The organism is Stutzerimonas sp. KH-1, from assembly GCF_054483855.1.
Genome location: NZ_CM137011.1, coordinates 1,321,092 through 1,340,676 on the forward strand (window position 1 = coordinate 1,321,092; position 19,585 = coordinate 1,340,676).

Annotated in this window: 17 protein-coding genes and 2 riboswitches; of the genes, 2 read left to right on the top strand and 15 right to left on the bottom strand. The window is 66.4% G+C overall.

The genetic code is table 11. The features are described 5' to 3' along the window. Positions 1-9 precede the first annotated feature (9 nt). Genes ACX1DW_RS06390 through ACX1DW_RS06420 form a run of 7 tightly spaced genes read right to left on the bottom strand, consistent with a single transcriptional unit; the run spans position 10 to position 5,919 of the window. Positions 10-669, bottom strand: coding sequence for a cysteine hydrolase family protein (locus ACX1DW_RS06390; RefSeq protein WP_458993030.1), 660 nt, complete (start codon positions 667-669; stop codon positions 10-12). Beyond that, positions 666-1,427: a creatininase gene (locus tag ACX1DW_RS06395; RefSeq protein ID WP_013982704.1), complete on the bottom strand. Its 762-nt coding sequence runs from the start codon at positions 1,425-1,427 to the stop codon at positions 666-668. Before ACX1DW_RS06395 ends, ACX1DW_RS06390 begins: the two co-directional genes overlap by 4 nt. After that, entirely contained in the window at positions 1,424-2,308 is an 885-nt protein-coding gene (locus ACX1DW_RS06400; protein ID WP_049325293.1) for a DMT family transporter, read from the bottom strand. The genes ACX1DW_RS06395 and ACX1DW_RS06400 overlap by 4 nt, the downstream gene beginning before the upstream one ends. Further along, on the bottom strand, positions 2,305-3,060 hold the full coding sequence (locus ACX1DW_RS06405; protein ID WP_458993031.1) for an SDR family NAD(P)-dependent oxidoreductase: 756 nt from the start codon (positions 3,058-3,060) through the stop codon (positions 2,305-2,307). The genes ACX1DW_RS06400 and ACX1DW_RS06405 overlap by 4 nt, the downstream gene beginning before the upstream one ends. Then, a complete protein-coding gene (locus ACX1DW_RS06410; RefSeq protein ID WP_458993032.1) occupies positions 3,060-3,848 on the bottom strand; it encodes an SDR family NAD(P)-dependent oxidoreductase in 789 nt (262 codons plus the stop codon). Before ACX1DW_RS06410 ends, ACX1DW_RS06405 begins: the two co-directional genes overlap by 1 nt. 1 nt (position 3,849) lies before the next feature. Then, complete coding sequence (locus ACX1DW_RS06415; RefSeq protein WP_014596628.1) at positions 3,850-4,872, bottom strand: fatty acid desaturase family protein; 1,023 nt, start codon at positions 4,870-4,872, stop codon at positions 3,850-3,852. Between the two features lie 45 nt (positions 4,873-4,917). Then, positions 4,918-5,919: an ABC transporter substrate-binding protein gene (locus tag ACX1DW_RS06420; protein WP_458993033.1), complete on the bottom strand. Its 1,002-nt coding sequence runs from the start codon at positions 5,917-5,919 to the stop codon at positions 4,918-4,920. A gap of 48 nt (positions 5,920-5,967) precedes the next feature. After that, a riboswitch (guanidine-I (ykkC/yxkD leader) is annotated at positions 5,968-6,070 on the bottom strand. A 279-nt stretch (positions 6,071-6,349) separates the two neighbouring features. Here ACX1DW_RS06420 and ACX1DW_RS06425 point away from each other — a divergent pair. Beyond that, a complete protein-coding gene (locus ACX1DW_RS06425) occupies positions 6,350-6,466 on the top strand; it encodes a small membrane protein YohP (protein ID WP_442807055.1) in 117 nt (38 codons plus the stop codon). An 82-nt stretch (positions 6,467-6,548) separates the two neighbouring features. Beyond that, positions 6,549-7,826: a mechanosensitive ion channel family protein gene (locus tag ACX1DW_RS06430; RefSeq protein WP_458993034.1), complete on the top strand. Its 1,278-nt coding sequence runs from the start codon at positions 6,549-6,551 to the stop codon at positions 7,824-7,826. A gap of 31 nt (positions 7,827-7,857) precedes the next feature. On the opposite strand, the gene atzF is transcribed toward ACX1DW_RS06430, so the two are convergent. The 8 genes from atzF to ACX1DW_RS06470 form a co-directional block, all read right to left on the bottom strand. Further along, positions 7,858-9,660: an allophanate hydrolase gene (atzF, locus tag ACX1DW_RS06435; protein WP_458993035.1), complete on the bottom strand. Its 1,803-nt coding sequence runs from the start codon at positions 9,658-9,660 to the stop codon at positions 7,858-7,860. A gap of 129 nt (positions 9,661-9,789) precedes the next feature. After that, positions 9,790-13,389: an urea carboxylase gene (gene uca / locus ACX1DW_RS06440; protein WP_458993036.1), complete on the bottom strand. Its 3,600-nt coding sequence runs from the start codon at positions 13,387-13,389 to the stop codon at positions 9,790-9,792. A gap of 158 nt (positions 13,390-13,547) precedes the next feature. Then, the gene (locus ACX1DW_RS06445) at positions 13,548-14,183 is read right to left on the bottom strand and encodes an urea amidolyase associated protein UAAP2 (RefSeq protein ID WP_458993037.1); all 636 of its coding nucleotides are present in this window, start codon (positions 14,181-14,183) and stop codon (positions 13,548-13,550) included. Between the two features lie 13 nt (positions 14,184-14,196). After that, on the bottom strand, positions 14,197-14,925 hold the full coding sequence (locus ACX1DW_RS06450) for an urea amidolyase associated protein UAAP1 (protein ID WP_458993038.1): 729 nt from the start codon (positions 14,923-14,925) through the stop codon (positions 14,197-14,199). Between the two features lies 1 nt (position 14,926). After that, positions 14,927-15,814 (bottom strand): ABC transporter ATP-binding protein, encoded by an 888-nt coding sequence (locus ACX1DW_RS06455; RefSeq protein WP_095460079.1) that lies wholly within the window; start codon positions 15,812-15,814, stop codon positions 14,927-14,929. After that, positions 15,811-16,626, bottom strand: a complete 816-nt coding sequence (locus tag ACX1DW_RS06460) for an ABC transporter permease (RefSeq protein ID WP_458993039.1) — start codon at positions 16,624-16,626, stop codon at positions 15,811-15,813. The genes ACX1DW_RS06455 and ACX1DW_RS06460 overlap by 4 nt, the downstream gene beginning before the upstream one ends. A 170-nt stretch (positions 16,627-16,796) precedes the next feature. After that, positions 16,797-16,896, bottom strand: a riboswitch (guanidine-I (ykkC/yxkD leader). Positions 16,897-17,098: 202 nt separating this feature from the next. Beyond that, positions 17,099-18,568 carry a methyl-accepting chemotaxis protein gene (locus ACX1DW_RS06465; protein ID WP_458993040.1) on the bottom strand — a complete coding sequence of 490 codons (1,470 nt, stop codon included), beginning with the start codon at positions 18,566-18,568 and terminating at the stop codon, positions 17,099-17,101. A 104-nt stretch (positions 18,569-18,672) separates the two neighbouring features. Next, the gene (locus ACX1DW_RS06470; RefSeq protein ID WP_133457100.1) at positions 18,673-19,479 is read right to left on the bottom strand and encodes a TatD family hydrolase; all 807 of its coding nucleotides are present in this window, start codon (positions 19,477-19,479) and stop codon (positions 18,673-18,675) included. Positions 19,480-19,585 lie beyond the last annotated feature (106 nt).

Sequence of the window (19,585 nt, forward strand, 5' to 3'; positions counted from 1 at the left end):
GCTGAGAAGTCATGGCGATACATCCAGCTGGCTCAGCAGCCGATGGCTGTCGATCACGCTGCCGAACAGGCCGCCTTCCACCTCGATCATCGCCAGTGCAGCCGCATGCAGTTGCGGGTCGGACGAGGCGCAGGCATCGCGGACGGTCAGGCAGTCGAAGCCAAGGTCGATGGCCTGGCGCAGCGTCGAGGCCACGCAGACCTCGGTGGTCACGCCGGTCAGGATCAGCCGTTCGATACCGCGACGGCGCAGGATCAGTTCGAGATCGGTATGGGCGAAAGCGCTGTAGCCCGGCTTGTCGATCACCGGCTCGTCGGCGCGCGGTTGCAGCTCGTCGATCAGGTCATGACCGAATTCGCCGCGCACCAGCAGGCGGCCGAGGGGGCCTGGGCTGCCGATGGCAGCGCCGGTGGCCTGGGCGCGGCGGCGTTTGGGCTCGGGCAGGTCGGAAAGATCCGGTCGATGGCCTTCACGGGTGTGCACCACCAGCATGCCCACGCCGCGCGCGCGATCCAGCAGTGCCTGGATCGCCGGGATCGGCGCGCGCAGGCGGCTGACGTCCATGCCGGCCTGGTCGGCGTATCCGCCCAGCGCGCAGAAGTCGCGCTGCATGTCGATCACCAGCAACGCCGTATGCTCGAGGAACAGCGGGTTCGTCGTCAGGCTCACAGCGCAAACTCCTTGCACACCGCGGCGGCGATGCCTTCGACGATGTCGTGGGCCAGCCGCTGGCCTTTCGCCGCGCTGGAGCCTCTGGCCGAGGACAGCACCCCGGAGGGCGGCACCCATTCGGTACGGGTGGGGTACATGTCGTAGGGCGGAAAGTCGGCCGGGGCGTCGTCGGGAATCTTCTCCAGCGCGACCAGTTGCGGATGGAAATGCAGCATCAGCGAGGTCTCGATCACCGCGGCATGCTCCAGCGCGAAACCGGGAAAGCCTTCCGGGAAGATGTCGGTCAGGGTCTGCTCGTGGCAGAAATCCCAGTGCTCCAGGCGCATCACCTCCAGCCCGGCGTCCGGCCCGAGGTCGCGCAGCGCCAGCTGGATGCCCTCGGCGACGAACCACTGGTTCTCGTAATGGCCGAGCACCAGCACCAGGCGGCGCACACCGTGGCGATGGAACTCACGCACGGCGTCGCGCACCAGGGCGCTCAAGGTCGCGCCATCCAGGCTGGTGGTGCCGCAGAAGTGCTGGCCGCCGCCGCATTTTGGTTGCGACTTGTAGCCGTATGACAGCGCCGGCGCCACCAGCCCGCCGACTCGTGCCGCGACGTCCGCGCTGATGGCACTGGCCAGCAGCGCGTCGGTGCCCAGCGGCAGGTGCGGGCCATGCTGCTCGGTGGCGCCGCAGGGCAGAAAGACCACGGCGCCTTCGCGCACGCGGCGTTCGTAGTCGACCCAGCTCAGTTGATCCATGTGCACGGTCATGCGCAGGTGCTCCTTGTCGCGATCGAAAGGGGACGTTCCGGCCAGCCGGCGATCAGCGCGGCGGTGGTGATCAGGGCGGCGCCGAGCCATTCGTTCGGGCCGATGGCGTGGCTGCCGAACCAGGCGGACGACAGCACCGCGGCGATCAACTCGAACACCACCAGCACCGCGGCGCGGCCGGCTTCCAGATGAGTCAGGCCGTACTGCACGGCGGCCATGCTGACCAGCCAGCCGAGGGCGAGCAGAGCGATCTGCCAGCTCAGGGTCAGATCCAGGGGCGGAAGTGGCTGGCGCAGCAGCAGGCAGAACAGCCCACCGAGCAGCGCGCTGCCGACGAAACTGACCAGCGCCTTGCTCGCCAGCGGCACCCGGTCGGCGGCGCGAGTGGCGAGGTTGTTGAGGCTGAAGGCTAGGCCGGCGGAAAGCGCCAGCCAGTCGTTCGCACCCGGCGCGTCCAGCGCTTCGCCCGTGACGCCGAGGGTCAGGCCGATGCCGAGCATCGCCAGCCCCAGGGCGAACAGCCGCGTGCCGCTGAGGCGTTCGCCCAGCAGCAGCCAGCCGCCGACCATCGCCCACACTGGCGCCAGGTAGAACAGCAGCATCACCCGCACCACGTTGCCCTCCGCCAGGGCGGTAACCAGGGCGGCGGTGGCCCAGCCACCGCACAGGCCCATGGTGAGCACCTGGCGATACTGGCTCGCCCACTGGCGGCGCTGCTGCCAGAGCACCGGCAACGCCAACAGGCTGAGCAGCGAATAGGTCAGCAGCACCAGCGGCATGCCGGCCAGGCCGCGGGCCGCGAAGAACTGCAGCGGCAGCCAGCCCAGCCCCCACATGATGGCGCCGCCGATCAGCATGCCCTGTGGCATCAGGCTGTTCATGCGCCCATCCAGGAGCCGCCGTTGGGCCCGAGCAGCTGTCCGGTGAAATAGCTCGCCTGCGGCGAAAGCAGGAAGACGATGGCCGCCGCGACTTCCTCCGGCGTGCCCAGGCGCGCCATGGGGATCGCCAGCTCCTTGGCCATCCACTCGTCGCTCATGTGCTCCGGGCTGACCATCGCCGTGGCGATGGGGCCGGGTGCGACGCCATTGATGCGGATGCCGTCTGCAGCGAACTCGCGGGCCAGTGAGCGGGTCAGGCCGATCACCCCGGCCTTGGCCGTGCAGTAGGCGGCGTACTGTTCGCGGCCGAGAAATCCGAGGTCCGAGGCGACATTGACGATGGCGCCGCTGCGCCGCGGCTGCATCTGTGCCAGTGCATGGCGGCAGCAGCGGTAGACGCCGGCAAGGTCGACGCCGAGCACCCTTGCCCAGTCGGCCTCGCTGGTTTCGAGAAAGGGCTTTTCCAGGATCACCCCGGCGTTGTTGACCAGCAGATCCAGCGGTCCCTGTGCCTCGATGGTCTCGAACATCGCCGCCACCGCAACCGGATCGCTGACATCGGCCTCGATGGCCCAGGCGCAGCCGCCGCTGGCGATGATCTGCTCGAGCACTCGTTCCGCCAGGTCGTGTTGATCGCGATGGTTGATCCAGACCCGCGCGCCTTCGGCGGCCAGCGCGAGTGCGGTGGCGCGGCCGATACCGGTCGCTGCGCCGGTGACCAGAGCGGTCTGCCCGGTAAAGATGGCAGCCATCAGTGCATCACCTCGCCGTGGCTGACCGACAGCGCCTGGCCGGTCAGGGCGGCGGCCAGCGGTGAGCCGAGGAACAGGAAGGTGCCGCCCAGATCGGCCGGTGTCAGCAGCTCCGGAATGGCCTGGTTGGCGAGTATCGCCGCGAGCTCGGCGCTGTCGCTGCGGCCGTTGGCGTCCGCCATCACCTTCAGCGAGCGCATGGCCGCATCGGTGCCGATCCAGCCAGGGCACACCGCGTTCACCCGGATGCGCCGCGGGCCCAGCTCCCAGGCCAGCGAACGGGTCAGGCCGACCACCGCGTGCTTGCTGGCGACATAGGCGGAAAAGCCCGGCACGCCTTTCAGACCCCAGATGGAGGCCTGGTTGATCACGCTGGCGCCGGCGCGCAGGCGTGGCAGCAATGCGCGGGTCAGGCGCTGCATGGAACCGACGTTGTTCTCCAGCAGGGCTGACCAGCGCTGATCGGCCTCGAAGCTGCACTCGCCCAGCGGCGTGGCGTACTCGACGCCGGCGTTGTTGATCAGCACATCGGCGTTGAGGCCGCGGCAGGCGAGGTCATCGGCGTACTGCTGCACCGCCTGGCGATCACCCAGGTCCAGTGCGGTGCAGTGCAGCGGCGTCTCGCCAGCGAGTTCGTCGGCGAGCCGGGCGAGGGCGTTGGCGTCACGGTCCAGCAGCTCCAGGGTCGCGCCGGCAGCGGCGAAGCTCTGCGCCAGGCCCTGGCCGATGCCCCCGGCGGCGCCGGTGATAACCACGCAACGGCCTCGGTAATCCAATGCCTTGTGCATGTCACACCGCCGTCAGGAACGAGACGCCCACGGCGCCGTAGAAGTTGTCGGCCTTGTTCGGCCCTTCGCTGACCACCCCGTAGTCATCGTCCAGCACGCGGCGTACGCGGTAGCGGTGGAAGCTGCCGAGCAGCTTGCGCATCGGAATGACCTGGTTGTAGGTGCTGCCGTACAGCTCGGCGTGCAGCTTGGGCAGGCGGTACCAGGGCGCCACCGGCTTCTCGTGGTGGGCGTTGTGGAAAGAGAAGTTGAGCAACAGCAGGTTCAGCGCCGGCCAGCGCTCGGAAACCACGTTGCTGTAGGTGTTCTGCTGCTCGTAGCTGCGGTCGCGGCGCTTGTCCTCCGGCAGCTTGCCACCGTCCTCCAGCACGGCGAAGGCCTCGTAGGTGTGCTGATAGGCATCGGCGAAACGCAGCACGCTGAGCATGATCATCCAGGCCACGGCGTAGAGCAGCACGGCCTTCAGCGAGAGCACCGCGAGCCCGGCAAAGAGCAGTGTGCGAATGGCCAGCACCGCGGCGACCTTGCCGCGCCGGGCGCGGTGCTTGTCGTTGTCGGTGATGAAGGGAAGGGCGATCACGTAGAAATGCATGATCAGTTCCACCGCCGGCACATAGGCCCATTCCAGCGCCAGCACCAGCTTCTGGAACCACAGCGGGCGTGCCTTGAGGAAGGCCTTGCTGTCGAAGGTGATCACGTCGGCGCGGTCGACGTGGTGGCGCATGTGCTTCTTGCGCAGGTCCTGGAACTCGGCGTAGCAGCTGCCGCACAGCCAGCTGCAGACATTGCCGGCCCATTCGTTGTGCTTGGGCACGCTGAAGATGGCGCCGTGGGCGAATTCGTGGATCAGGTAGGCGGCGATGATCATGCCGTGGGCCAGCAGCAACGTGCCCAGTGCGTTCAGCCAGCCGTTACCGGCGAACAGCAGAGCCAGGCCGCCGCCGTAGGCGAGCGCGGTATAGAGGATCGCCAGCGTGTTGGGCAGGCGGCCATCGGCGTAACGGTACAGAGGTTTGGCAGTCATGGTTTTTCTCCAGCACAGGCGGGCCGCGGCCCTCCTGGCGTCGGCTTACTGGGCGAGCGCTTCGGTGAACTGGGCGTCGTAGGTCTGGCTGAAATCCGGGATGGTCGGGATCTGCCCGTTGTCCTTGAGCAGCTTGGCGATGATCGCGCCGCTGCCATGGAAGGAGTGGGTGTCGTCGCCTGGGGTGAAGCTCTTGCCCATCTCCGCAAGGGGGATGTTGTAGGCGCCGGCCATCTGCTCGACGGCTTCTTCGGCGCTGACGCCGAGCACCTCGCCGATGATCTTCGCCGACTCCTCGGGATGCGCCTGCATGTAGGCCAGGCCGTCGAGATAGCCCTGGATCATCGCCTTGATGGCGGCGGGCTTCTTGGCGATCACCGCCTCGTCGAAGACCAGCACGTCGGTGATCAGCCCTGGTGCGTCCTTGGACGAATAGACCACCTTGAATTTGTCGCCGCCGCCCATGGAGAGGATCTGCGAGACGTTGGGCTCGTAGGTCACGCCGACCGGCAGGTTGCCCGATGCCATGGCGCCGGGGATGCCTTCCGGAGTCATGTTGACGGCGTCGATGTCCTTGTCGCTCATGCCGTTCTGCTGCAGCGCGTAGGCCAGCAGGAAGTCGGAGGGTGACAGCGGGTTGAAGCCGACCTTCTTGCCCTTGAAGTCGGCGACCGACTGGACCGAGGCGTCGGCGACGATGGCGTCACCGCCGTTGGAGAAGTCGATGGGCATCACCACCCGGTGCTTCAAGCCCTTGGCGACCGAGGCCACTACCTGATCGTAGGTGAGCATGCCACCGTCCAGCGCGCGGCTCACCATGGCGGTGGGAATCAGCGCCGGGTCGTTGAAGAACTGCAGGTCCACGTCCAGGCCGTGGGGCTTGAACAGGTCGAGCTTGTCGGCGACATAGAAGGGGCCATAGCCGGCCCAGACCACGGTGCCGATCTTCAGCTTCTCGGCGGCCTGGCTGGCCAGCGGTGAAAACAACGTCGCGACGGCCAGGCCGGCGGCGAGGAGGGTCTTGTTCAGCGAGCGCAGTGTGGACATGGCGTGATTTCCCTACACATTGGAATGACAGGCACGGGATGACATCGCGTCTCCCGGGCTTTTATCCCTCCGTGTAGTCCCGTCCCTGGGACCGGAGAACTCTCGGACCAGCGCCCACTCCCTGTGAGCCGGAACCCTAGTTCTCCTTGAAGTTGCTCCTGATTGTGCCAAGCGTCATGAGTGCCGGAGGCGACTCATCCCGTGCAAGGGTGATAGAGCAGGTTGCGTGCCAGATACCGTGAAATGGTCGCTAGGCCACGTCTGGCGCTGCTTGCCCCCGCTTTGCGCTTCCAAGCGAGGCAAGCCGCGTGCGCGAATGCAGGTCAGCGGAAAGGCTCCGCGCGCTGCAATGGTGCCGCGCAGACGAGTGGCGACGCGCAATACCTGATGGAAAATCCTGAACGATGGGGATAAGGCTCAGTCGGAACAAGTGAACCCACGCAAAAACGGGAGCACCGCAATGCTGAAATTTCTCGGAAGCACCGTCGGCATCATCTTTCTCATCGGCCTGATCGTCGTATTCGGCCTGTTCGCGCTGATCTTCTGACCACTCCTCGAGCCCTGAGCGGCCGTCCTTCGGCCGACTCGGGGTTGCGCATCCATCCAGACCACCGTTCGCGCTTTCATCCATGACCGCTTTTTCGTCGCCTGCCCTTGCATTGCTGCTTGCATTGTTGGCGTTGCTGTCTCCGCCGCCGGTCAGCGCTCAGGTCGATGACGGTCTGGCTACGGTGCGCCTGGATGGGCGCGCACTCTTTCGCATCGGGGCTATCGGCGAGCTGGAGGCGCGCCAGCGGGCCCGTCTTATCGAGCGGCAGTTGCTGGCCGTGCTGGAGGTTCCCGAAGGCATTGCCAAGGCGCGCATTGCCCCGGCGGGGGAAAACGGTGATGCACGGCAGATAAGCGTCGCCGGCCGCACCTTGATGCAGGTATTCGAAGACGACGCACAGGCCAACGGTCAGACGCTGGATGCCCAGGCCCGGGAGTGGGCCTCGGTGCTGGAGACCGCACTGGTACAGGCCAGTACACGTCGCACCTCGGAGCGTGCGCGCTTCGTCACCGATGTGCGCGCCAGCGTCGATACCGCCTTCGCACGGCTGGTGGAGGCGGCTGTCAGCATCGTGCCTCGGGCACTCGCTTCGCTGCTGGTCATCGGCGTATTCTGGGCCCTGGCGGCCGGCGTGCGGGGGCTGACCCGGATCATTTCCGAGCGGTTGGTGCGCGATCGTACGGTCGAGAACCTGATCAAGCAGGTCAGCTACTACACCGTCTGGTTGCTGGGCCTGATCGTCGCGGCCACCGCTTTCGGACTGGAGCCCAGCACGTTGGCAACTGGCCTCGGCCTGACCAGTCTGGCGCTCGGCTTTGCGCTCAAGGACATCCTCTCAAACTTCGTCAGCGGCCTTCTGATCCTCACGCTGCGGCCGTTCAAACTTGGCGACCAGATCGTCATCGGCGATACCGAGGGCACCGTCGAACGTATCGAACTGCGCGCCACCCAGATCCGTACCTACGATGGTCGCCGCGTACTGGTACCCAATGCCGAAACCTTCACCTCGCGGGTGACCAACAACACCGCCGCTCCGGTGCGCCGGGCCAAGGTTTTGTGTCATCTGGGGTATGGGGTCGAGGTTGCGCAGGTGATGGCGCTGTTGAACGCAGCAGCCCTGGAAACCGAAGGGGTGATCGATACGCCGCCACCCCTCGTCGTGTTACTGGAACTGCGGGCTGATGGGCTGACGTTCCAGCTCAACTTCTGGTGCGACTCGAGGCGGTCCGACTTCATGCAGACTGCCTCGCGGGTGCGCATCCGCGTCATCCGTGCCCTGCGCGACGCCGGCGTGGACCTGCCGGATCCGGGCGCGAGTACCGTAAGGCTGCTGGACGAGCCGCCTGAACAGTCGTGATCACCAGAGGAGAAAGCTGCGCGGCAGTGCTTCAGTCGCGGCTGGCCAGCCAGGCTTTCCAGCCGCCAAAGCGGGTGATGTCTTCGGCGCCGTCGAGGCCGTAGGCATCGCAGATGAACCCGGTTTCCCAGCGCCCATCCGCCAGCTGCACCTTGCCCAGGCCCAGCGGCGCGGGAATGCCAGTCAGGAAGGAGCCCAGCTCGCTGCTGGGAATGTCCCAGACCTCCACGGCAATCGCCGCGCCATCCTCGGCGACGCGCACCATCCCCGGACGCAACAGCGGGCCGCCGGCCAGGGCGTAGAGCCTGTAATCCGGCGAGCTTTGAGTGGCTTCGAGCAGCCGACCGCCGCGCTGGCGCAGCTGCCAGTTCAGCGGTAGACCATCGAGGTGCGCACCGCAGACCACCACGTTCGCTCGGTCGTTGCGTGCCGGATTCCGCGGCACGGGTCCGGTGATCGCGTTGCCGCCGACCAAGGTGAGATCGGTCTGGCGTTGCAGCGCATCGGCCAGACTCAGCAGGTATTGGTCGGTGAACACGCGCCCGAACAGCGTCACGCCCCAGGGAAGGCTGTTGTGCATCACGGCGGCCGGTACGGCTACGGCGGCGTAGTCCAGCATGTTCATGAAGTTGGTGTAGTAGCCCAGGTCCGAATTGCGCTTGACCGGTTCGGCATGAAGTTCGGCGAGCGTCACCGGGCGCGGGTAGGCCGGGGTCAGTACGCAATCGACTTCAGCCATGATCCGGTCGCAGATGGCCTTGAGCTGCTGCAGGCGGTATTGCGCGCGGAACAGCCCGACCGCCGTGGTCCCCGGGGCCTTTTCCAGTACCGCCCTGATGACCGGCAGCACGGCGTCGGGCTGCTGCTCGATGAGCTCGCCGGCTACGCTGTAGCGCTCGGCCACCCAGGGACCTTCGTAGAGCAGGCGTGCAGCTTCAAGGAACGGTGCGAAGTCGATCTCCACCGGCTCGCCGCCGAGGGCCTTGAGGTGCTCGAGGGTGGCGGCGAACAGCGCCGGACTTTCCGGGCAGCCGAGAAACTCGGGGTTTTTCGGCACGCCGAAGCGGAAGGCCTTCACCTGGCCGAAGGCCGAGCCGTCATTCCACAGCGGGTTGCTGCGGCTGTACTCGTCGCGCGGATCGAGCCTGGCGGTGAGCGCCAGCAGCTGACTGGCTTCGGCCGCTGTCGCGGTGAAGAAGGTCACGCAGTCCAGCGTACGGCAGGCCGGGACAACGCCGGAGGTGGAGATCAGCCCCTTGCTGGCTTTCAGGCCCACCAGGTTGTTCAGTGCCGCCGGCACCCGACCGGAACCGGCGGTGTCGGTGCCCAGCGCAAAGGAACAGAGCCCGAGCGCCACGGCCAGCGAGGAGCCGGCGCTGGAGCCGCCGGAGGGGTAGTCCGGGTGCACCGAGTTGCGGCATTCGCCATAGGGCGAGCGGGTGCCGTTGAGGCCGGTGGCGAACTGGTCGAGGTTGGTCTTGCCCAGCGGCACCGCGCCGAGGGCGAGCAGCTGATCGACGACGGTGGCGCTGGTCTCCGGTGTGCAGGCATACGCGGGACAGGCGGCGGTGGTGGGCACGCCTGCGAGATCGATGTTGTCCTTGATGGCGAAGGGCACGCCGTAGAGCGGCAGCTCGGCGGGCGTCTTGCTCTCCAGCGTGGCCAGGTAGGGCTCAAGTTCCTCGGCGCTCAGCAGGTGGATAAAGGCGTTGAACTCGCCGTTGAGCGCGGCGGCCTTGTCACGCAGGCCAAGGATCAGCTGGCGCGGGGTGATGTCCCCGGCGGTGTAGGCGGCACTCAGGGTGGCGAGGCGCAGGTCAAAAGTCGTGGTCATCTCATGTCCCTCGTAGGGTGGAAAACGGCAAAGCCTTTTCCACCGCGATGTTCGTTGTCGGCCCGGTGGGCCGGTGGGTGGACAGGTGAAGCGCTGTCCACCCGACGTTGCTTCGGGTGCCGAGGGGCCTCACGCCTCCTCGATCACCACCACCCGCTGGCCTGCGCGCACCGGCGAGCCGGGCTGGGCGCGGACTTCCTTGACCACACCGGCGACCGGCGCGGTGAGCGGAATTTCCATCTTCATGCTCTCGAGGATCACCAGCACGTCGCCGGCCTCGACCCGCGTGCCCTCCGCCACCGACACCTGCCAGAGGTTGCCGGCAATGTGGCTTTCGATGCCGTGCTGGCCGGCGCCGAGCGGGGCGTCCTCGCCGAGGTCGGCGGCGACTTCCTCGCTCTCGAAGTGCGCCTGGCCCGATTCGATCCAGCGCTGGCGCTCGGCGTCGAAGGCGCCGCGCTGCTGGCGGCGGAAGGCGTCGATGCTGTCGGCCTCGGCGGCAAGAAAGTCCTGGTAGTCGGACAGGCGCAGCTCGGTGTGCTCGATCTTCAGCGGGTAGCGGCCCAGCGGGAAATCGCGGCGGATCCTCACCAGCTCCTCCGCCGAGACCGGGTAGAAGCGGATCTGGTCGAAGAAGCGCAACAGCCACGGCTGGCCGCCGAACGCCTCGACCGCGCGGTAGCGGTTCCACATCTGCAGGGTGCGGCCGACGAACTGGTAGCCGCCCGGGCCTTCCATGCCGTAGATGCACATGTAGGCGCCGCCGATGCCCACCGAGTTCTCCGCGGTCCAGGTACGCGCCGGGTTGTACTTGGTAGTGACCAGGCGGTGGCGCGGGTCCAGCGGGGTGGCCACCGGCGCGCCGAGGTAGACGTCGCCCAGGCCCATCACCAGGTAGCTGGCGTCGAACACGGTCTGAAACACCGCCTGCAGATTCGGCAGGTCGTTGATGCGGCGGATGAACTCCAGGTTGCTCGGGCACCAGGGCGCGTCCTTGCGCACTGTGGTCATGTACTTCTCGATGGCCAACTGGCAGGCCGGGTCGTCCCAGGACAGCGGCAGGTGGACGATGCGCGAGGGCACCTTCAGATCCTGCGCTGCGCACACGGCATCCCACAGGCCGGCGACGATCTCCAACAGATCTTCCAGCGCCAGGGTCTCGGGCTGGTAGTGCACCTGCAGGGAGCGGATGCCGGGGGTTAGATCGATCACCCCGTCGAGCTGCTTGGCTTCCAAGGCCTGCATCAGCGCATGGCCACGAAAGCGCAGTACCAGGTCCAGCTCCGGCGCGCCGATTTCCAGCAACAGGTGGGTGTCGCCGGAGAGGCGGGCGACCAGGCGGCTGTCCGCTTCACCGATATCGAGCACGATGGGCGACTGCAGCGCCACCGGCGTGGCGACCACTGCCGCCGGCGCGAGGCTGGCGCACTCGGCATCGGCGGCCTTGGCCAGCTGGCGTGCGGTCAGCACATCCACCGGCACGAAGCGCACCCTGTCGCCGGCCTTGAGCTGGCCGAGCTGCCACAGATCCGCCTCGATGATGGTCACCGGGCAGACGAAGCCGCCGAGGCTCGGGCCGTCCGGGCCGAGGATCACCGGCATGTCGCCGGTGAAGTCCACCGCGCCGATGGCGTAGGGGTTGTCGTGGATGTTCGACGGGTGCAGGCCGGCCTCGCCGCCGCTCTCGCGCACCCACTCGGGTTTCGGGCCGATCAGGCGCACCCCGGTGCGGCTGGAGTTGAAGTGCACTTCCCAGTCGGTGGCGAAGAACTTGTCGATATAGCCTTCGGTGAAGTATTCCGGCGCGCCGTGCGGACCGTAGATCACCCGCAGCTCGCGCACCGCCGGCAGGGCGCTGCACAGCTCGGCGGCGAGCCTGGCGCCGGCCGACGAGTCGCTCAGCGGTGCCAGGTGCAGCACGTCGCCGGCGCGCAGGGCGCGCCCGGCGTGGCCGCCGAACTGGCCGAGGGTGAAGGTGCTCTTGCTGCCCAGGTACTCCGGCACCTGCACGCCGCCGCGCACGGCCAGGTAGGAGCGGGCACCGGCGCCGGCGATGGTGCCGATGGTCAGGGTGCTACCAGCCTTGACCAGAAGGGCGGTGCACATCGGCTGCGCGACGTCATCGAGCTTCACGGGGATCTCGGCGCCAGTCAGCGCCACCACCGCATCGGTGTTGAAGCGCAGGATCGGCCCGCTCATGGTGATTTCCAGCCCGGCGGCGTCCTCGGGGTTGCCCAGCAGGGCGTTGCCCAGGCGCAGCGCGCGGCTGTCCATCGGGCCGGACGGCGGCACGCCCACCGCCCAGTAGCCGAGGCGGCCGGGGAAATCCTGCACGGTGGTCTGGGTGCCGGCGGTGATCACCTCGAAGGTGGTTGCCCGGTAGCTCAGGCCTTCCAGGCAGCGGGTCCAGGGGTTGCTCTCGGCGAAGGGGGCGAAGGCGAGGATCTGGCGCAGGTACTCGCGGTTGGTTTCCACGCCGTAGAGCAGGGTGTCGCCGAGGGCGGCGTCCAGCGCAACGCGGGCTTCTTCGCGGCTCGGCGCCCAGCTGATGACCTTGGCGATCATCGGGTCGAAATACGGCGGGATCTCGCAGCCGGCTTCGACCCAGGTGTCGATGCGCAGGCTCTTGCCGTCGGCGGCCGGGAAGGCCACGGCGGTCAAGAGACCCGGGCTCGGCTGGAAATCCCGGCCCGGGTCTTCGGCGTAGACGCGTGCCTGGATCGCGTGGCCGCTGGGCTTGAAACCCTTCACCAGCTCGGCCAAAGGCGGCAGGTCGCCGGCGGCCAGCTCGATCATCCAGCGCACCAGATCCACGCCCCAGACCTGCTCGGTGACGCCGTGCTCCACCTGCAGGCGGGTGTTCACCTCGAGGAAGTAGAAACGCTCGGCTTCGGCGTCGTAGACGAACTCCACGGTGCCGGCGCTGCGATAGCTGACCGCCTTGGCCAGGGTGATCGCCGCCTCGCACAGGGCCTCGGCCATGCCGGTCGGCAGGTTCGGCGCCGGGGTTTCCTCCAGCACCTTCTGGTTGCGCCGCTGTACCGAGCAGTCGCGCACGCCCAAGGCGATGACTTCGCCGGCGCCGTCGCCGAACACCTGCACCTCCAGGTGGCGGGCGCGCTCGATGTATTTCTCGATGAACACGCCCGAATCGCTGAAGTTGTTCTGCCCCAGACGCTTGACCGCGTCGAAGGCATCAGTGAGCTCCGCCGCCGAGCGGCACACGCGCATGCCGATACCGCCACCGCCAGCGGTGCTTTTGAGCATCACCGGGTAGCCGACCTGCTCGGCTGCGCCGAGGGCATCGGCGAGGCTGTCGAGCAGCTCGGTGCCCTCCAGCATCGGTACGCCGCGTTGTTTGGCCAAGGCGCGGGCGGTGTGCTTGAGGCCAAACACCCGCAGCTGTTCCGGCGTCGGGCCGACGAAGGCGATCCCGGCGGCCTCGCAGGCTTCGGCAAACGCCGCGTTCTCGGAAAGAAACCCGTAGCCGGGGTGGATGGCTTTCGCGCCGGTTTCACGGGCGATGCGGAGAATCTTCTGCGCGTCCAGATAGGTCTGTGTGGCCGGGCCTTCGCCCAGGCTGTGGGCCTCGTCGGCCTGCTGCAGATGCAGGCTGGCGGCGTCGGCCTCGGAGTAGACGGCCACGCCGTTCACATTCAGGTTGCGCAGCGTACGCAGGATGCGGCAGGCAATGGCGCCGCGGTTGGCGATCAGCAGTTTGTCGAACATGGTCAGTAACCCTCGAAGGGCTGGCGGGCCGTCCCGCCTTTATTCATCAGTGCCACGGCCGTCCGTGGTTGGGGAGGGTTTCTTCGTTGCCGGCCGCTGGGGTCGCTGCCCGGCGCGTGCCTGCAGCAGCGGCAGCAGGTAGCGACGCAACAGCGGCATCAGTTCCACACCAACACCTCGGCCGGCGTCGGGTTCCAGCCGTTGCAGGGGTTGTTCAGCTGCGGGCAGTTGGAGATCAGCACGATCACGTCCTGCTCGGCCTTGAGCTCCACATACTTGCCTGGCGCGGAGATGCCGTCGGCGAACGTCAGGCCTGCTTCGGGCGTCACCGGCACGTTCATGAAGAAGTTGATGTTGGCGCCAATGTCGCGCTTGGTCAGGCGACCGTCGTTGAGGCTCGCGCGCAGGAAGTTGTCACGGCAGCTGTGCATGTAGCGCTTGTCCAGCGCGTAGCGCACCACGTTGCTCTCCTGGGCGCAGGCCCCGCCGAGGGTGTCATGGCGGCCGCAGGTGTCGGCGGTGATGGTCAGAAGCGGATTGCCGAGGTTCGAATAGAGCACCGTGCCGGTGGTGAGGTAGACGCGGTTCTGCCGGCGCAGGGTGCGCTGCGGGTCGTAGCGCTCGCGCGGGTTTTTCGCGCTGAAGAACAGGGTGTCCACCGCCTGGTTGCCTTCGAGATCGAGCAGGCGCAGGGTCTGTCCGGCCTTGACTTCGAACAGGTACGGTTCGCCGGCCGGGATCACATGGCGGAAGGCGGCGGTTTCGGGGTGCAGGCTGCTTTCGGTAAGGCTCATCGCGGCCACCTCCTCAGATGTACAGGCGTTCGGTGTTGTGAAAGGCACGGCCGTTTTCCGGGCGCGAGGTGCGGCAGAGCACGCTGATGCCATCGCTCTCGACCTTGTGCCAGGACAGCTTGACCGGCCTGGGCGCGTACGCCGGGTTCGGGTCCAGCGGATGTTGCAGGGCGGTGAGGATCACCAGGGTGTCCATCGGTGCGTACAGTTCTATGTAATCGCCGGCCTTGGAGTGGCCCTGGTGGAAGGCGAAGGCGCCGTCGGCAGTGACGTCCACGCGACTGAACAGATTGAGCACCATGAGCAGGTCCTGCAGGTTCAGGTTCCACTTGCCCATTTCCACCAGCAGGTTGTCGGTGCCATTGCGGAAGAAGCCGTTGCGCAGTTCCTGATAGCGGCCGATGCCGTACTTCTCGGCGACTTCATCGGCGTTCAGCACGCCGCCGAAGCTGTCGTGCCAGCCGCAGGTGTCGGCCGTGATGGCGGCGAGTACGCGCCCCATGTCCGAGTACAGGCAATGCCCGGCGGTGAGCTTGGCGGTGTGCTGGCCCTTGAGGGTATCCGGCAGGTTCAGCCGCTCGCTCTTTTCCTGGGCGTTGAGCAGCATCAGGCTGACGTTGGCGCCGCCTTCGAGATCGGTCAGACGCAGCAGTTGGCCACGCTTGAGGATGAAGGAGGTGTGGCCGCCGCCAGGAACGGTTTCCTCATACAGCGTGGGGCGGATCGCGAGTGAAGCACTCATGTCAGGCTCCTTGATAGGCAGTGCGAAAAGAGTCGGCGAGGGCGGTCGGCAGGCCTGCGGACGCGCCGGGAGCATGGCGGCCCTCGTGCAGCGGAATGTCGTAGGTCACCCGTGCGCCATAGGCACCCGGGGCGTGGGGATCGATGCGCGGCTTGTCGAAGACCAGGATGCGGCTGCCGAGGGTGAAGCCTTCCGAGAGGTCATGGGTGACCATGAACACCGTCAGCCGGGTTTCCCGCCACAGTTCCAGCAGCAGCTCATGCATGTCCTTGCGAATGCCGGGGTCGAGGGCGCCGAAGGGCTCGTCCAGCAACAGCACGCGGGGCTTCATCACCAGCGCCTGGGCGATGGCCAGTCGCTGTTGCATGCCGCCGGAGAGCTGTGCCGGGTACTTGTCCAGCGCATGGCCGAGGCCGACCTTGTGCAGCATCTGCGCAGCCTGCTCACGAGCATCGCGCTTGCGGCGTCCGAGCAGACGACCCAGCAGCGGGGCGCGCGGCAGTTCCAGGCCGAGGGCGACGTTGTCCAGCACCGTCAGGTGCGGAAATACCGAGTAGCGCTGAAAAACCACGCCGCGGCTGGCGTCCGGTTCGTCTGCCAATGGCTGGCCATCCAGCAGGATCTCGCCACGGCTGGGCGCTTCCTGGCCGAGCAGCAGCCGCAGGAAGGTCGACTTGCCGCAACCGGAAGCACCGACCAGGGTGCAGAACTCACCTTCGGCGATATTCAGGTTCAGGCGCTCCAGCACCACCTGGTCGCCATACTGCTGCCAGACATTCCTGACCTGGATGAACGGTCTGGCATCGCCTGCGCTGCGGCTTATAGGTGCGTCGTGCTCCAGGTGGGCGATGGATCCGCCCGCAACGGCTGCGCTCTTTCTGTCGCTCATGCCTTGGCTCCTTCATACCAGGGGAACAGCAGCTGGGTCAGGCGCCGCAGCGAGAAATCCATGGCCCACGCCAGGAGGGTGATCCAGGCGACGTAGGGCAGGATCACGTCCATGGCCATGTAGCGGCGTACGAGAAAGATGCGGTAGCCGAGCCCGTCCGTGGAGGCAATGGCTTCGGCGGCGATGAGGAACAGCCAGGCCGAGCCGAGCACCAGGCGCAGGCTGATGAGCAGGCGTGGCAGTAGCTGCGGCAACACCAGGCGCAGGATCAGCGTCCAGGTGTTGGCGCCGAGTGTCTGCGCCTTGATCAGCAGTTCGCGGGGTATCTCGCGAGCACGCTGCTCGAGGTCGCGGGCGAGGATCGGGGTGATGCCGATGACGATCAGCATCACCTTGGACAGCTCGCCCAGCCCGAACACGATGAACAGGATCGGCAGGATCGCCAGCGGTGGCACCATCGACAGCACGGTCAGCAGGGGCGACAGCGGCGCACCGAACAGCGGCAGGGTGCCAGCGGCGACGCCCAGGCAGAGGCCGGCCACGGCGGCGATGGCCAGCCCGCTACCGAGGCGCTTGAGACTCGAGGCGGTGTCCTGCCAGAACAGGTAGTCGCCCGAGCGCTTGTCCGGGGTGAAGGCGAGGCGTTCGACAGCCGCGCTCATCTGGCCGAAGCTGGGCAGCAGCTTGTCGTTGGGATTGATCTCCAGGCGCTGGGTAGAGCTGGTCAGGTAGAGCCCCAGCAACAGGGCGAAGGGCAGTATGGCCAGAGCAAGCCAGCCGCTGCGTCCAGGGTTGCGGTTGATCAGACGCATGGGCAAATACCCCAGGCGAAGGTCGCGTCAACAGGCGCAGTACTGTGAGGATTGGGTGCAGTAGAGGCCTTGGTGCAAGGCGGGGCGGAGAACGGCGAAGCCGTTTCGAGCGGGCACATGGCAAATCCTCCAGTGTTGGGAATGGCGCAGGAGCTGCGTGCAATCACGCTGTCTCCCGGGCTTTTATCCCGCCGTGTAACCTCGCTGGAGGTCGCCAACTCTCGGACCAGCCACTCGTATCAACGAGTCGGAACCCTAGTCGGCTATTTCAAATTGTCTTGCAGGTGCAGCAGCTTTCTTCGCTATGCATGCAAAGCAAGAGCGGTGCCAATGCACGGAAATCGCGCGCAACAGGCATCGTGGGGAAAGGCGGTGCCAGGGGAATGCCCTGTTTTGGGGCTGCGCTCAAGGCGGTGCATGCTTTTCGAGCGCGCAGGGCGTTGCATGAGCGCAACGCCGCATAGGCAGGAACCTACAGCTTGAGCTGGCCGATGGCACGGCTCAGATCGGTGGACAGCGCGGCTAGCTCGGCACTGGTGCTGGCCGAGCTTACGGTCTGCTCCACGGTGCGCTCGGTGACGTCGCGGATGCCGGTAACCGAGCGGTTGAGTTCCTCGGCGACCTGGCTCTGCTGCTCGGCGGCCACGGCGATCTGCGTGTTGCTTTCGCGCATCTGCGCCACGGCTTCGGCGATGGCTTCCAAGGCCTGGGCGGCCTCGTGGGCCTCGCGCACGCAATCGTCGGCCTTGAGCGAGCTCTCCTGCATGAATTCCACGGCATCGCGGGTCATCGATTGCAGTCCGGTGATCATCTGAGTGATCTCGTCGGTGGAGTCTTGAACGCGTTTGGCCAGGTTGCGTACCTCGTCGGCCACCACGGCGAAACCGCGACCCTGCTCACCGGCGCGGGCGGCTTCGATCGCAGCGTTGAGCGCCAGCAGGTTGGTCTGCTCGGCGATGCTGTGAATCACGCTGACCACACCGTTGATCTTCTGGCTGTCGGCGGCGAGCTGTTCGATCATCTCGCCGGTCTGCTGTACGCCCTGGGACAGGCTGGAAATGGACTTCTCCACCCGCCCGACCACCCGATGGCCGTCGCCGGCGAGACGGTCGGCATTCTGCGACTGATCACGGGTTTCGCGCGCATGCTCGGCGATCTGATGCACCGTGGCGCTCATTTCGTTGATCGCGGTGGCGGCCTGATCGGTCTCGCCCTGTTGGCCGCGCATGCCGTTGTGCACGTCATTCATGCTCAGTGCAAGGCGGCTGGCGCCCTCGTCGAGACGCGCGGCGGCCTGGGCAACCGTGCTGACGACGCGCTGATAGCCGCCCTGCATGGCGTTGAACGCGCCGGCCATCTGACCGACTTCGTCGCGGCTGTCCAGCGGCACGCGAGCCTGCAGATCGCCGCTGCGCTCGACATGCAGCATGACGTCCTTCAGCGTGTTCAGATGGCTGAGCAGGAAGCGGATCAGCAATTGCGAGGCGGCGAGCAGGCCGAGCATCAGTACTGCCACCGCAGCGGCATAGCTGAAGAAATGCTGCCCCAGCACCTGGATCACGCTGGGCGTGCGTGCCATTACCGCGAGCTTCCGGCCATCGGGGCGGGTGAGCATTTCCACACCGATCAGCGGGTTGGAGGCGAACAAGCGATCATGGGGCAGCGCCGTCCAGCCAGAATCGGCCAGCGGCTGGCGATCGACCATGGCACGTTGCCCGGCGGGATACACAGTCAGGTCCGCCGGCTGCGGCAAGGTCGCGTCATCAGGCCAGGTGGCCAGCAGGGCAGCGCGCGCCTGAGCGGCACTACGGGCGTCGGCGCTGCGAGCGCTTTGCTCCAGCTGCACGGCATAAAGCACAAGCAACAAGGCGATAACGAAAGTCACCATGTTGAGCGCCCAGAACTTGTACTTGAGCGACAGATCGCGAATCCAAACGGCCATGGCTGCTCTTCTTCTATTGAGGGTTGCCGGAGCGCATTAGCGCTTTCGGCGCGACGGAATAATTAACGGCTGTCCGGCGCAGAGCTTGAGTGGATTTTTGTGAATCAATCGAGGTCAGGCAGGCCGAAGAATCGGCGCGCTGTTTGTGTGGTTTGATCTGCCAACTGGGCTTCGCTTTCACCACGATGCAAGGCCACCTCACGCAGCACTACTGGCAGGTAGGCCGGCTCGTTATGCCCGCTTTTCGGCTTCGGTCGCAGGGTGCGTGGCAGCAGGTATGGCGCGTCGCTTTCGAGCATCAGGCGGCCCGCAGGGATGTCCTTGACCAATGGATGCAGATGGGTACCGCGGCGTTCGTCGCATATCCAGCCGGTGATGCCGATATGCAGATCGAGGTCGAGATAGGCATACAGCGCGCGCTTCTCGCCGGTGAAGCAATGTACGACCGCCGCACTGAGTCGATCGCGGAACGGTTTCAGGATCGCCACCAGGCGTTCGCTGGCGTCCCGTTCGTGGAGAAACACCGGCATTGCGCTCTCTGCCGCCAGCTGCAGCTGCTCCTCCAGGGCGCGTTCCTGCTGTGGTCGGGGCGAGAAGTCGCGGTTGAAGTCCAGCCCGCACTCGCCGACGGCACGCACCTCGGGTTCGGCCAGCAGGGCGCGCAATTGGCTGGCGCTGTCGACGCTCCACTGGCTGGCGTCATGCGGGTGCACGCCGGCGGTGCTGAACAGGTGCCGGCGGGATTCGTCGAGTTCACGGCACAAGGCCAGGGCGGCTTCGCTTTCCGCGAGGCTGGTGCCAGTGAGCACCATCTGCGTCACGCCTGCCGCTCTGGCGCGTTCCACCACCGCGGATGGGGCGGAGGCGAAAGAGCGGTGTGTCAGATTGACACCGATATCGACAAGCTGCATGAGAACCTCTAAGTACTAAAAAAATTAAATAAATCAATAGGATAGAGAATACATCTAAACCACTTTTTAGGCGAAACTGGCGCAATGGCTCGCGCTGTGCGAATCT

Excerpts from the sequence above, each read along its gene's own strand:
- ACX1DW_RS06395 (WP_013982704.1), bottom strand. The coding sequence starts at position 1,427 with ATGACCGTGCACATGGATCAACTGAGCTGGGTCGACTACGAACGCCGC.
- ACX1DW_RS06400 (WP_049325293.1), bottom strand. The coding sequence starts at position 2,308 with ATGAACAGCCTGATGCCACAGGGCATGCTGATCGGCGGCGCCATCATG.
- ACX1DW_RS06405 (WP_458993031.1), bottom strand. The coding sequence starts at position 3,060 with ATGGCTGCCATCTTTACCGGGCAGACCGCTCTGGTCACCGGCGCAGCG.
- ACX1DW_RS06410 (WP_458993032.1), bottom strand. The coding sequence starts at position 3,848 with ATGCACAAGGCATTGGATTACCGAGGCCGTTGCGTGGTTATCACCGGC.
- ACX1DW_RS06415 (WP_014596628.1), bottom strand. The coding sequence starts at position 4,872 with ATGACTGCCAAACCTCTGTACCGTTACGCCGATGGCCGCCTGCCCAAC.
- ACX1DW_RS06420 (WP_458993033.1), bottom strand. The coding sequence starts at position 5,919 with ATGTCCACACTGCGCTCGCTGAACAAGACCCTCCTCGCCGCCGGCCTG.
- ACX1DW_RS06430 (WP_458993034.1), top strand. The coding sequence starts at position 6,549 with ATGACCGCTTTTTCGTCGCCTGCCCTTGCATTGCTGCTTGCATTGTTG.
- atzF (WP_458993035.1), bottom strand. The coding sequence starts at position 9,660 with ATGACCACGACTTTTGACCTGCGCCTCGCCACCCTGAGTGCCGCCTAC.
- uca (WP_458993036.1), bottom strand. The coding sequence starts at position 13,389 with ATGTTCGACAAACTGCTGATCGCCAACCGCGGCGCCATTGCCTGCCGC.
- ACX1DW_RS06445 (WP_458993037.1), bottom strand. The coding sequence starts at position 14,183 with ATGAGCCTTACCGAAAGCAGCCTGCACCCCGAAACCGCCGCCTTCCGC.
- ACX1DW_RS06450 (WP_458993038.1), bottom strand. The coding sequence starts at position 14,925 with ATGAGTGCTTCACTCGCGATCCGCCCCACGCTGTATGAGGAAACCGTT.
- ACX1DW_RS06455 (WP_095460079.1), bottom strand. The coding sequence starts at position 15,814 with ATGAGCGACAGAAAGAGCGCAGCCGTTGCGGGCGGATCCATCGCCCAC.
- ACX1DW_RS06460 (WP_458993039.1), bottom strand. The coding sequence starts at position 16,626 with ATGCGTCTGATCAACCGCAACCCTGGACGCAGCGGCTGGCTTGCTCTG.
- ACX1DW_RS06465 (WP_458993040.1), bottom strand. The coding sequence starts at position 18,568 with ATGGCCGTTTGGATTCGCGATCTGTCGCTCAAGTACAAGTTCTGGGCG.
- ACX1DW_RS06470 (WP_133457100.1), bottom strand. The coding sequence starts at position 19,479 with ATGCAGCTTGTCGATATCGGTGTCAATCTGACACACCGCTCTTTCGCC.